We start from the raw sequence: 14,039 nt of genomic DNA on the forward strand, positions 1-14,039 counted from the left end.
AATGAAGTGGCTAAAACAACTACAATCCCTTCATACTAAACTTGTAATTGTTTATGTATTACTGATTATCATTGGTATGCAAATTATCGGGCTGTATTTTACAAATAACCTTGAAAAAGAGCTGCTTGATAATTTTAAGAAGAATATTACGCAGTACGCGAAACAATTAGAAATTAGTATTGAAAAAGTATATGACGAAAAGGGCTCCGTAAATGCACAAAAAGATATTCAAAATTTATTAAGTGAGTATGCCAACCGTCAAGAAATTGGAGAAATTCGTTTTATAGATAAAGACCAAATTATTATTGCGACGACGAAGCAGTCTAACCGTAGTCTAATCAATCAAAAAGTGAATGATAGTTCTGTCCAAAAAGCACTATCACTAGGACAATCAAACGATCATTTAATTTTAAAAGATTATGGCGGTGGTAAGGACCGTGTCTGGGTATATAATATCCCAGTTAAAGTCGATAAAAAGGTAATTGGTAATATTTATATCGAATCAAAAATTAATGACGTTTATAACCAATTAAATAATATAAATCAAATATTCATTGTTGGTACAGCTATTTCATTATTAATCACAGTCATCCTAGGATTCTTTATAGCGCGAACGATTACCAAACCAATCACCGATATGCGTAACCAGACGGTTGAAATGTCCAGAGGTAACTATACGCAACGTGTGAAGATTTATGGTAATGATGAAATTGGCGAATTAGCTTTAGCATTTAATAACTTGTCTAAACGTGTACAAGAAGCGCAGGCTAATACTGAAAGTGAGAAACGTAGACTGGACTCAGTTATCACCCATATGAGTGATGGTATTATTGCAACAGACCGCCGTGGACATATTCGTATCGTCAATGATATGGCACTTAAGATGCTTGGTATGGCGAAAGAAGACATCATTGGATATTACATGTTAAGTGTATTAAGTCTTGAAGATGAATTTAAACTTGAAGAAATTCAAGAGAATAATGATAGTTTCTTATTAGATTTAAATGAAGAAGAAGGTCTAATCGCACGTGTTAACTTTAGTACGATTGTGCAGGAAACAGGATTTGTAACTGGTTATATCGCTGTGTTACATGACGTTACTGAACAACAACAAGTTGAACGTGAACGTCGTGAATTTGTTGCCAATGTATCACATGAGTTACGTACACCTTTAACTTCTATGAATAGTTACATTGAAGCACTTGAAGAAGGTGCATGGAAAGATGAGGAACTTGCGCCACAATTTTTATCTGTTACCCGTGAAGAAACAGAACGAATGATTCGACTGGTCAATGACTTGCTACAGTTATCTAAAATGGATAATGAGTCTGATCAAATCAACAAAGAAATTATCGACTTTAACATGTTCATTAATAAAATTATTAATCGACATGAAATGTCTGCGAAAGATACAACATTTATTCGAGATATTCCGAAAAAGACGATTTTCACAGAATTTGATCCTGATAAAATGACGCAAGTATTTGATAATGTCATTACAAATGCGATGAAATATTCTAGAGGCGATAAACGTGTCGAGTTCCACGTGAAACAAAATCCACTTTATAATCGAATGACGATTCGTATTAAAGATAATGGCATTGGTATTCCTATCAATAAAGTCGATAAGATATTCGACCGATTCTATCGTGTAGATAAGGCACGTACGCGTAAAATGGGTGGTACTGGATTAGGACTAGCCATTTCGAAAGAGATTGTGGAAGCGCATAATGGTCGTATTTGGGCAAACAGTGTAGAAGGTCAAGGTACATCTATCTTTATCACACTTCCATGTGAAGTCATTGAAGACGGTGATTGGGATGAATAATAAGGAGCATATTAAATCTGTCATTTTAGCGCTACTCGTCTTGATGAGTGTCGTATTGACATATATGGTATGGAACTTTTCTCCTGATATTGCAAATGTCGACAATACAGATAGTAAGAAGAGTGAAACGAAACCTTTAACGACACCTATGACAGCCAAAATGGATACAACTATTACGCCATTTCAGATTATTCATTCGAAAAATGATCATCCAGAAGGTACGATCGCTACGGTTTCTAATGTGAATAAGCTGACGAAACCTTTAAAAAATAAAGAAGTGAAGTCCGTGGAACATGTTCGTCGTGATCATAACTTGATGATTCCTGATTTGAGCAGTGATTTTACATTATTCGATTTTACGTATGATTTACCGTTATCAACATATCTTGGTCAAGTACTGAACATGAATGCGAAAGTACCAAATCATTTCAATTTCAATCGTTTGGTCATAGATCATGATGCTGATGATAATATCGTGCTTTATGCTATAAGCAAAGATCGCCACGATTACGTAAAATTAACAACTACAACGAAAAATGATCATTTTTTAGATGCATTAGCAGCAGTGAAAAAAGATATGCAACCATACACAGATATCATCACAAACAAAGATACAATTGATCGTACGACGCATGTTTTTGCACCAAGTAAACCTGAAAAGTTAAAAACATATCGCATGGTATTTAACACGATTAGTGTTGAGAAAATGAATGCTATACTATTTGACGATTCAACCATCGTTCGTAGTTCAAAGAGTGGTGTTACAACCTACAACAATAATACAGGTGTCGCAAACTATAACGATAAAAATGAAAAATACCATTATAAAAACTTGTCCGAAGATGAAGCAAGTTCCAGCAAAATGGAAGAAACGATTCCAGGAACCTTTGATTTTATTAATGGTCATGGTGGTTTCTTAAACGAAGACTTCAGATTGTTTAGTACGAATAATCAGTCAGGCGAGTTAACATATCAACGTTTCCTTAACGGTTATCCAACGTTTAATAAAGAAGGCTCTAATCAAATTCAAGTCACTTGGGGTGAAAAAGGCGTCTTTGATTATCGTCGTTCGTTATTGCGCACCGACGTTGTGTTAAATAGTGAGGATAATAAAACGTTGCCGAAATTAGAGTCTGTACGTTCAAGCTTAGCGAACAATAGTGATATTAATTTTGAAAAAGTAACAAACATCGCTATCGGTTACGAAATGCAGGATAACTCAGATCATAATCACATTGAAGTGCAGATTAACAGTGAACTCGTACCGCGTTGGTATGTAGAATATGATGGCGAATGGTATGTTTATAACGATGGGAGGCTTGAATAAATGAACTGGAAACTGACAAAGACACTTTTCATTTTCGTGTTTATTCTTGTCAACATCGTGTTAGTATCGATTTATGTTAATAAAGTCAATCGCTCACACATTAATGAAGTTGAGAGTAACAATGAAGTTAATTTTCAGCAAGAAGAAATTAAAGTATCGTCTAGTATATTGAATAAATCAGTTAAAGGTATAAAATTAGAGCAAATTACAGGGCGATCAAAAGACTTTAGTTCTAAAGCTAAAGGCGATTCGGATTTGACCACATCAGATGGTGGAAAATTATTAAATGCGAACATTAGTCAATCGGTAAAGGTCAGTGACAATAACTTAAAAGATTTGAAAGATTATGTTAACAAACGTGTGTTCAAAGGTTCAGAATATCAATTAAGTGAAATTAGTTCTGGTTCTGTAAAATACGAACAAACGTATGATAATTTCCCGATTTTGAATAATAGTAAAGCGATGTTGAACTTTAATATAGAAGATAACAAAGCGACTAGTTATAAACAATCAATGATGGATGACATTAAGCCCACAGATGGTGCTGATAAAAAGCATCAAGTGATTGGTGTGAGAAAAGCAATCGAGGCATTATATTATAATCGTTACTTGAAAAAAGGTGATGAAGTCATTAATGCTAGACTCGGTTACTACTCAGTCGTTAATGAAACGAATGTTCAATTGTTACAACCAAACTGGGAAATTAAAGTGAAGCATGACGGTAAGGACAAAACGAATACTTACTATGTCGAAGCGACAAATAATAACCCTAAAATTATTAATCATTAATATGAATCGTAATAAGCTAGCATTGCAAGCTCATCATATGTGAGAAGCAGTGCTAGCTTTTTGCTGGTACGGTTTATTATGGCTGACAGGCGACATTTCTGCGTCTCCAACGTGCGCATTTATTCATATTTTAAGTAGAACCGCATTGTAAAATTAGTGTAACTGTTATTTTAAAAACTTTAGTATTTGTCTAATCATTGTTATAATAATTAAGAAATTCATTGCACGTGATTATCAAAATTTAAATATAAGAAACCGGTCGATGAACTAAAGTTACATAATAGGAAAGGTATACAAAACAGCTAATATACTGATAGTTTCTGTAGGGAAAATCGTATATTTGCACTGATGTATATTGCAGTCATATAGAGAAAGTGACTGTTTAAAGAGAAAGGATGAGCCGCTTGATACGCATGAGTGTATTAGCAAGTGGTAGTACAGGTAACGCCACTTTTGTAGAAAATGAAAAAGGTAGTCTATTAGTTGATGTTGGTTTGACTGGCAAGAAAATGGAAGAATTGTTTAGTCAAATTGACCGTAATATTCAAGATTTAAATGGTATTTTAGTAACCCATGAACATATTGATCATATTAAAGGATTAGGTGTTTTGGCGCGTAAATATCAATTGCCAATTTATGCGAATGAAAAGACTTGGCAGGCAATTGAAAAGAAAGATAGTCGCATCCCTATGGATCAGAAATTCATTTTTAATCCTTATGAAACGAAATCTATTGCAGGTTTCGATGTTGAATCGTTTAACGTGTCACATGATGCAATAGATCCGCAATTTTATATTTTCCATAATAACTATAAGAAGTTTACGATTTTAACGGATACGGGTTACGTGTCTGATCGTATGAAAGGTATGATACGTGGCAGCGATGCGTTTATTTTTGAGAGTAATCATGACGTCGATATGTTGAGAATGTGTCGTTATCCATGGAAGACGAAACAACGTATTTTAGGCGATATGGGTCATGTATCTAATGAGGATGCGGGTCATGCGATGACAGATGTGATTACAGGTAACACGAAACGTATTTACCTATCGCATTTATCACAAGACAATAACATGAAAGATTTGGCGCGTATGAGTGTTGGCCAAGTATTGAACGAACACGATATTGATACGGAAAAAGAAGTATTGCTATGTGATACGGATAAAGCTATTCCAACGCCAATATATACAATATAAATGAGAGTCACCCTATAAAGTTCCGCACTGCTGTGAGACGACTTTATCGGGTGCTTTTTTATATTGTTGGTGGGAAATGGCTGTTGTTGTGATTAAGGTTCTAGTTGAAATGTGTAAAATAATTCGATATTAAATGTAATTTATAAATAATTTACATAAAATCAATCATTTTAATATAAGGATTATGATAATATATTGGTGTATGACAGTTAATGGAGGGAACGAAATGAAAGCTTTATTACTTAAAACAAGTGTATGGCTCGTTTTGCTTTTTAGTGCAATGGGATTATGGCAAGTCTCGAACGCGGCTGAGCAGCATACACCAATGAAAGCACATGCAGTAACAACGATAGACAAAGCAACAACAGATAAGCAACAAGTACCGCCAACAAAGGAAGCAGCTCATCAATCTGGTGAAGAAGCGGCAACCAACGTATCAGCATCAGCACAGGGAACAGCTGATGATACAAACAACAAAGTAACATCCAACGCACCATCTAACAAACCATCTACAGCAGTTTCAACAACAGTAAACGAAAGACACGATGTAGATGCACAACAAGCCTCAACACAAAAACCAACTCACACAGCAACATTCAAATTATCAAATGCTAAAACAGCATCACTTTCACCACGAATGTTTGCTGCTAATGCACCACAAACAACGACACATAAAATATTACATACAAATGATATCCATGGCCGACTAGCCGAAGAAAAAGGGCGTGTCATCGGTATGGCTAAATTAAAAACAGTAAAAGAACAAGAAAAGCCTGATTTAATGTTAGACGCAGGAGACGCCTTCCAAGGTTTACCACTTTCAAACCAGTCAAAAGGTGAAGAAATGGCTAAAGCAATGAATGCAGTAGGTTATGATGCTATGGCAGTCGGTAACCACGAATTTGACTTTGGATACGATCAGTTGAAAAAGTTAGAGGGTATGTTAGACTTCCCGATGCTAAGTACTAACGTTTACAAAGATGGGAAACGCGCGTTTAAGCCTTCAACAATTGTAACGAAAAATGGTATTCGTTATGGAATTATTGGCGTAACGACACCAGAAACAAAGACGAAAACAAGACCTGAAGGCATTAAAGGTGTTGAATTTAGAGATCCATTACAAAGTGTGACAGCGGAAATGATGCGTATTTATAAAGACGTAGATACATTTGTTGTTATATCACATTTAGGAATTGACCCTTCAACACAAGAAACATGGCGTGGTGATTACTTAGTGAAACAATTAAGTCAAAATCCACAATTGAAGAAACGTATTACAGTTATTGATGGTCATTCACATACAGTACTTCAAAATGGTCAAATTTATAACAATGATGCATTGGCACAAACAGGTACAGCACTTGCGAATATCGGTAAGATTACATTTAATTATCGCAATGGAGAGGTATCGAACATTAAACCGTCATTGATTAATGTTAAAGACGTTGAAAATGTAACACCGAACAAAGCATTAGCTGAACAAATTAATCAAGCTGATCAAACATTTAGAGCACAAACAGCAGAGGTTATTATTCCAAATAATACGATTGATTTCAAAGGAGAAAGAGATGACGTTAGAACGCGTGAAACAAATTTAGGAAACGCGATTGCAGATGCTATGGAAGCGTATGGCGTTAAGAATTTCTCTAAAAAGACTGACTTTGCCGTGACAAATGGTGGAGGTATTCGTGCCTCTATCGCAAAAGGTAAGGTGACACGCTATGATTTAATCTCAGTATTACCATTTGGAAATACGATTGCGCAAATTGATGTAAAAGGTTCAGACGTCTGGACGGCTTTCGAACATAGTTTAGGTGCACCAACAACACAAAAAGACGGTAAGCCAGTATTAACAGCGAATGGCGGTTTACTACATATCTCTGATTCAATCCGTGTTTACTATGATATAAATAAACCGTCTGGCAAACGAATTAATGCTATTCAAATTTTAAATAAAGAGACAGGTAAGTTTGAAAATATTGATTTAAAACGTGTATATCACGTAACGATGAATGACTTCACAGCATCAGGTGGCGACGGATATAGTATGTTCGGTGGCCCTAGAGAAGAAGGTATTTCATTAGATCAAGTACTAGCAAGTTATTTAAAAACAGCTAACTTAGCTAAGTATGATACGACAGAACCACAACGTATGTTATTAGGTAAACCAGCAGTAAGTGAACAACCAGCTAAAGGACAACAAGGTAGCAAAGGTAGTGAGTCTGGTAAAGATGCACAACCAATTGGTGACGACAAAATGATGGATCCAGCGAAACAAACAGCTCCAGGTAAAGTTGTATTGTTACCAGCGCATAGAGGAACTGTTAGTAGCGGTGCAGAAGGTGTTGGTTCCACATTGGAAGGAACTGCTGTATCAAGTAAGAGTGGGAAACAATTGGCTAGCATGTCAGCGCCTAAAGGTAGCGCACATGAGAAACAGTTACCAAAAACTGGAACTGATCAAAGTTCAAGCCCAGCAGCGATGTTTGTATTAGTAACAGGTATAGGTTTAATCGCGACTGTACGACGTAGAAAAGCTAGCTAAAATATATTGAAAACAATACTACTGTATTTCTTAAATAAGAGGTACGGTAGTGTTTTTTTATGGAAAAAGCTATAACCGTTGATAAATATGGGATATAAAAACGAGGATAAGTAATAAGACATCAAGGTGTTTATCCACAGAAATGGGGATAGTTATCCAGAATTGTGTACAATTTAAAGAGAAATACCCACAATGCCCACAGAGTTATCCACAAATACACAGGTTATACACTAAAAATCGGGCATAAATGTCAGAAAAATATCAAAAACTGCAAAAAATATTGGTATAATAAGAGGGAACAGTGTGAACAAGTTAATAACTTGTGGATAACTGGAAAGTTGATAACAATTTGGAGGACCAAACGACATGAAAATCACCATTTTAGCTGTAGGGAAACTAAAAGAGAAATATTGGAAACAAGCCATAGCAGAATATGAAAAACGTTTAGGCCCATACACCAAGATAGACATCATAGAAGTTCCAGACGAAAAAGCACCAGAAAATATGAGCGACAAAGAAATTGAGCAAGTAAAAGAAAAAGAAGGCCAACGAATACTAGCCAAAATCAAACCACAATCAACAGTCATTACATTAGAAATACAAGGAAAGATGCTATCTTCCGAAGGATTGGCCCAAGAATTGAACCAACGCATGACCCAAGGGCAAAGCGACTTTGTATTCGTCATTGGCGGATCAAACGGCCTGCACAAGGACGTCTTACAACGCAGTAACTATGCACTATCATTCAGCAAAATGACATTCCCACATCAAATGATGCGGGTTGTGTTAATTGAGCAAGTGTATAGAGCGTTTAAGATTATGCGTGGAGAGGCGTATCATAAATAAAACTAAAAAATAGGTTGTAAAAAATATAATATGAGGTGAATTAATGGAAAATAAGGTTCTGTTGCAAAGTAAAAAATATAGCTAACCACTAATTTATCATGTCAGTGTTCGCTTAACTTGCTAGCATGATGCTAATTTCGTGGCATGGCGAAAATCCGTAGATCTGAAGAGACCTGCGGTTCTTTTTATATAGAGCGTAAATACATTCAATACCTTTTAAAGTATTCTTTGCTGTATTGATACTTTGATACCTTGTCTTTCTTACTTTAATATGACGGTGATCTTGCTCAATGAGGTTATTCAGATATTTCGATGTACAATGACAGTCAGGTTTAAGTTTAAAAGCTTTAATTACTTTAGCCATTGCTACCTTCGTTGAAGGTGCCTGATCTGTAATTACCTTTTGAGGTTTACCAAATTGTTTAATGAGACGTTTGATAAACGCATATGCTGAATGATTATCTCGTTGCTTACGCAACCAAATATCTAATGTATGTCCCTCTGCATCAATGGCACGATATAAATAGCTCCATTTTCCTTTTATTTTGATGTACGTCTCATCAATACGCCATTTGTAATAAGCTTTTTTATGCTTTTTCTTCCAAATTTGATACAAAATTGGGGCATATTCTTGAACCCAACGGTAGACCGTTGAATGATGAACGTTTACACCACGTTCCCTTAATATTTCAGATATATCACGATAACTCAATGTATATCTTAGATAGTAGCCAACGGCTACAGTGATAACATCCTTGTTAAATTGTTTATATCTGAAATAGTTCATACAGAAGACTCCTTTTTGTTAAAATTATACTATAAATTCAACTTTGCAACAGAACCGTATTATGGAATAGAGATGTTGGTAACATTTATACAGGATCATTATACTTAAGTTTAATTTCGTTATTACAGAACCACACATTCCAACCAGAAGAGAAAGTATGTCTATTTAGTTATGGTTCAGGAGCAGTAGGAGAAATCTTTAGTGGTTCAATCGTTAAAGGATATGACAAAGCATTAGATAAAGAGAAACACTTAAATATGCTAGAATCTAGAGAGCAATTATCAGTCGAAGAATACGAAACATTCTTTAACAGATTTGATAATCAAGAATTTGATTTCGAACGTGAATTGACACAAGATCCATATTCAAAAGTATACTTATACAGTATAGAAGACCATATCAGAACATATAAGATAGAGAAATAAACTAGTGGCCGATTGTGCTTGATGAGCTTGGGACATAAATCCTAACTCGAAATAAATAAGCATATCACTAAACTGATTTTTTAAAGTTTACAGTGATATGCTTATTTTTTTATCTTACGATTTTGTACGTGCATGCTTGCCTAGGGGTATGGCTCGAGCCATTAGTCTCTCGCACATACTATTCCCTCAGGCGTCAGCACTTACAAAATCGGTTGTAATTTTCATTTTTATACGCATTCTTACTGAGATTATACTAATAAGAGGAATAGTAAAAGCAATTCTAAGTAAAATTGCAGATAAGAGGTTTGTTAAAAGCAGTTCTAAGTAAAATTGCAGATAAGAGGTTTGTTAAAAGCAGTTCTCAGTAAAATTACAGATAAGAGGTTTGTTAAAAGCAGTTCTAAGTAAAATTGCAGATAAGAGGTTTGTTAAAAGCAGTTCTAAGTAAAATTGCAGATAAGAGGTACGTTAAAAGCAATTCCATGCAAAATTGCTGATAAGGGGTAAGTTAAAAGCAGTTCTCAGTAAAATTGCAGATAAGAGGTACGTTAAAAGCAGTTCTAGGCAAAATTGCAGATAAGAGGTGCGTTAAAAGCAGTTCTCAGTAAAATTGCTGATAAGGGGTAAGTTAAAAGCAATCCTAAGTAAAATTGCAGATAAGAGGTAAGTTAAAAGCAATCCTAAGTAAAATTGCAGATAAGGGGTACAGAAAAACTAGACTTGATTACAAAATGGAGCTTGGGACATAAATGATTTTTTAAAAATGAGATGAGACGTAGATTAACTCCATAATCAATACGAATCTATCGACTTCTTTATTTATGATATTCATCTCTTTTTAATGGAAATAAAAGTGCGATTAATGTGATAATACAGTTACGTTAATTAAAAAAATAAAAATGCAAGGAGAGGTAATATGCTAACTGTATATGGACATAGAGGATTACCTAGTAAAGCTCCGGAAAATACAATTGCATCATTTAAAGCTGCTTCAGAAGTAGAAGGTATAAACTGGTTGGAGTTAGATGTTGCAATTACAAAAGATGAACAACTGATTATCATTCATGATGATTATTTAGAACGGACTACAAATATGTCCGGGGAAATAACTGAATTGAATTATGATGAAATTAAAGATGCTTCTGCAGGATCTTGGTTTGGTGAAAAATTCAAAGATGAACATTTGCCAACTTTCGATGATGTAGTAAAAATAGCAAATGAATATAATATGAATTTAAATGTAGAATTAAAAGGTATTACTGGACCGAATGGACTAGCACTTTCTAAAAGTATGGTTAAGCAAGTGGAAGAACAATTAACAAACTTAAATCAGAATCAAGAAGTGCTCATTTCAAGCTTTAATGTTGTGCTTGTTAAACTTGCAGAAGAAATCATGCCACAATATAACAGAGCAGTTATATTCCATACAACTTCGTTTCGTGAAGACTGGAGAACACTTTTAGATTACTGTAATGCTAAAATAGTAAACACTGAAGATGCCAAACTTACTAAAGCAAAAGTAAAAATGGTAAAAGAAGCGGGTTATGAATTGAACGTATGGACTGTAAACAAACCAGCACGTGCAAACCAACTTGCTAATTGGGGAGTTGATGGTATCTTTACAGACAATGCAGATAAAATGGTGCATTTGTCTCAATAGAAAGTTAGAGGTGAGTCTTACGTTTCAGTGACGGTAGACTTACCTTTAACATGTTACATACTAAAAAATTAATTTGAATAAGAAAGAGAGACATATATGAAATACGATGATTTTATAGTAGGAGAAACATTCAAAACAAAAAGCCTTCATATTACAGAAGAAGAAATTATCCAATTTGCAACAACTTTTGATCCTCAATATATGCATATAGATAAAGAAAAAGCAGAACAAAGTAGATTTAAAGGTATCATTGCATCTGGCATGCATACACTTTCAATATCATTTAAATTATGGGTAGAAGAAGGTAAATACGGAGAAGAAGTTGTAGCAGGAACACAAATGAATAACGTTAAATTTATTAAACCTGTATACCCAGGTAATACATTGTACGTTATCGCTGAAATTACAAATAAGAAATCCATAAAAAAAGAAAATGGACTCGTTACAGTGTCACTTTCAACATACAATGAAAATGAAGAAATTGTATTTAAGGGAGAAGTAACAGCACTTATTAATAATTCATAATAAAACAGTGAAGCAACCATCGTTACGGATTGCTTCACTGTTTTGTTATTCATCTATATCGTATTTTTTATTACCGTTCTCATATAGCTCATCATACACTTTACCTGAGATTTTGGCATTGTAGCTAGCCATTCCTTTATCTTGTACATCTTTAACATTAATAGCCATCATCATGTTTGGATTATCTTTATCATATGATATAAACCACCCAATTTGTCTGCCAGTTTCTCCTTGTTTCATTTTGAGTTCTGCAGTACCGGATTTGCCAATTAAGTTTGCATAAGATCTATAAATATCTTCTTTATGTGTTTTATTTACGACTTGTTGCATACCATCAGTTAATAGATTGATATTTTCTTTGGAAATAATATTTTTCTTCCAAACTTTGTTTTTCGTGTCTTTTAATAAGTGAGGTGCGTTAATATTGCCATTATTTTCTAATGCGCTATAGATTGAAAGGATCTGTACTGGGTTAATCAGTATTTCACCTTGTCCGTAACCTGAATCAGCTAATAATATTTCATTATCTAAATTTTTGTTTGAAATTTGAGCATTATAAAATGGATAATCACTTGGTATATCTTCACCAACACCTAGTTTTTTCATGCCTTTTTCAAATTTCTTACTGCCTAATTCGAGTGCTACTCTAGCAAAGAAAATGTTATCTGATGATTCTATTGCTTGTTTTAAGTCGATATTACCATTTACCACTTCATATCTTGTAACGTTGTAACCACCCCAAGATTTATCTTTTTGCCAACCTTTACCATCGATTTTATAACTTGTTTTATCGTCTAATGTTTTGTTATTTAACCCAATCATTGCTGTTAATATTTTTTGAGTTGAACCTGGTGAAGTTGTAATCTGGAACTTGTTGAGCAGAGGTTCTTTTTTATCTTCGGTTAATTTATTATATTCTTCGTTACTCATGCCATACATAAATGGATAGACGTCATATGAAGGTGTGCTTACAAGTGCTAATAATTCACCTGTTTGAGGGTGGATAGCAGTACCTGAGCCATAATCATTTTTCATGTTGTTATAAATACTCTTTTGAACTTTAGCATCAATAGTTAGTTGAATATCTTTGCCATCTTTTTTCTTTTTCTCTATTAATGTATGTGCGATTGTATTGCTATTATCGTCAACGATTGTGACACGATAGCCATCTTCATGTTGGAGCTTTTTATCGTAAAGTTTTTCGAGTCCCTTTTTACCAATAACTGCATCATCTTTATAGCCTTTATATTCTTTTTGTTTTAATTCTTCAGAGTTAATGGGACCAACATAACCTAATAGATGTGAAGTCGCTTTTCCTAGAGGATAGTTACGACTTTCTGTTTCATTAGTTGTAAGATGAAATTTTTTTGCGAAATCTCTTAAATATTCATCCATTTTTTTAACGGTTTTAAGTGGAACGAAGGTATCATCTTGTACCCAATTTTGATCCATTTGTTGTTTGATATAGTCTTCAGAAATACTTAGTTCTTTAGCGATTGCTTTATAATCTTTTTTAGATACATTCTTTGGAACGATGCCTATCTCATATGCTGTTCCTGTATTGGCCAATTCCACATTGTTTCGGTCTAAAATTTTACCACGTTCTGATTTTAAATTTTCAATATGTATGCTTTGGTCTTTCTGCATTCCTGGAATAATGACGCTATGATCCCAATCTAACTTCCACATACCATCTTCTTTAACAAAATTAAATTGAACGTTGCGATCAATGTTACCGTAGTTTGTTTTAATTTTATATTGAGCATCTACTCGTTTTTTATTTTTAGATACTTTTTTTATTTTACGATCCTGAATGTTTATATCTTTAACGCCTAAACTATTATATATTTTTATCGGACGTTCAGTCATTTCTACTTCACCATTATCGCTTTTAGAAATATAACTGCTATCTTTATAAACTTGTTTGAAATTTTTATCTTCAATTGCATCAATAGTATTATTAATTTCTTTATCTTTTGAAGCATAAAAATATATACCAAACCCGACAACTACAACTATTAAAATAAGTGGAACAATTTTTATCTTTTTCATCAATATCCTCCTTATATAAGACTACATTTGTAATATATTACAAATGTAGTATTTATGTC

Annotated in this window: 11 protein-coding genes; 9 read left to right on the top strand and 2 right to left on the bottom strand. The window is 34.1% G+C overall.

The window, feature by feature from the left end; genetic code table 11:
* Position 1: 1 nt before the first annotated feature.
* The 6 genes from walK (at position 2) to rlmH (ending at position 8,531) form a co-directional block, all read left to right on the top strand.
* On the top strand, positions 2-1,828 hold the full coding sequence (gene walK / locus KI230_RS00105) for a cell wall metabolism sensor histidine kinase WalK (protein WP_214958291.1): 1,827 nt from the start codon (positions 2-4) through the stop codon (positions 1,826-1,828).
* Positions 1,821-3,155, top strand: coding sequence for a two-component system activity regulator YycH (gene yycH, locus KI230_RS00110; RefSeq protein WP_001060140.1), 1,335 nt, complete (start codon positions 1,821-1,823; stop codon positions 3,153-3,155). The genes walK and yycH overlap by 8 nt, the downstream gene beginning before the upstream one ends.
* The gene (locus tag KI230_RS00115; protein WP_138277868.1) at positions 3,156-3,944 is read left to right on the top strand and encodes a two-component system regulatory protein YycI; all 789 of its coding nucleotides are present in this window, start codon (positions 3,156-3,158) and stop codon (positions 3,942-3,944) included. It begins immediately after the preceding gene.
* A 395-nt stretch (positions 3,945-4,339) separates the two neighbouring features.
* On the top strand, positions 4,340-5,140 hold the full coding sequence (locus KI230_RS00120; RefSeq protein ID WP_000088649.1) for an MBL fold metallo-hydrolase: 801 nt from the start codon (positions 4,340-4,342) through the stop codon (positions 5,138-5,140).
* 226 nt (positions 5,141-5,366) lie between these two features.
* Complete coding sequence (gene adsA / locus KI230_RS00125) at positions 5,367-7,685, top strand: LPXTG-anchored adenosine synthase AdsA (protein ID WP_045177895.1); 2,319 nt, start codon at positions 5,367-5,369, stop codon at positions 7,683-7,685.
* A gap of 366 nt (positions 7,686-8,051) precedes the next feature.
* On the top strand, positions 8,052-8,531 hold the full coding sequence (gene rlmH, locus KI230_RS00130; RefSeq protein WP_000704775.1) for a 23S rRNA (pseudouridine(1915)-N(3))-methyltransferase RlmH: 480 nt from the start codon (positions 8,052-8,054) through the stop codon (positions 8,529-8,531).
* A gap of 112 nt (positions 8,532-8,643) precedes the next feature.
* On the opposite strand, the gene KI230_RS00135 is transcribed toward rlmH, so the two are convergent.
* Positions 8,644-9,318: an IS6-like element IS257 family transposase gene (locus KI230_RS00135; protein ID WP_001106057.1), complete on the bottom strand. Its 675-nt coding sequence runs from the start codon at positions 9,316-9,318 to the stop codon at positions 8,644-8,646.
* 35 nt (positions 9,319-9,353) lie between these two features.
* On the opposite strand from KI230_RS00135, the gene KI230_RS00140 reads away from it, so the two are divergent.
* The 3 genes from KI230_RS00140 (at position 9,354) to KI230_RS00150 (ending at position 11,928) form a co-directional block, all read left to right on the top strand.
* Entirely contained in the window at positions 9,354-9,743 is a 390-nt protein-coding gene (locus tag KI230_RS00140; protein WP_020444595.1) for a hydroxymethylglutaryl-CoA synthase, read from the top strand.
* A 916-nt stretch (positions 9,744-10,659) separates the two neighbouring features.
* Complete coding sequence (locus KI230_RS00145; RefSeq protein WP_000958858.1) at positions 10,660-11,403, top strand: glycerophosphoryl diester phosphodiesterase; 744 nt, start codon at positions 10,660-10,662, stop codon at positions 11,401-11,403.
* Positions 11,404-11,499: 96 nt separating this feature from the next.
* Positions 11,500-11,928, top strand: coding sequence for a MaoC family dehydratase (locus tag KI230_RS00150; protein WP_000872606.1), 429 nt, complete (start codon positions 11,500-11,502; stop codon positions 11,926-11,928).
* Between the two features lie 45 nt (positions 11,929-11,973).
* On the opposite strand, the gene mecA is transcribed toward KI230_RS00150, so the two are convergent.
* Positions 11,974-13,983, bottom strand: coding sequence for a PBP2a family beta-lactam-resistant peptidoglycan transpeptidase MecA (mecA, locus tag KI230_RS00155; protein WP_063852638.1), 2,010 nt, complete (start codon positions 13,981-13,983; stop codon positions 11,974-11,976).
* Between the last annotated feature and the right edge of the window lie 56 nt (positions 13,984-14,039).

Source organism: Staphylococcus sp. MZ3, assembly GCF_018622755.1.
Lineage (GTDB): Bacteria > Bacillota > Bacilli > Staphylococcales > Staphylococcaceae > Staphylococcus > Staphylococcus aureus.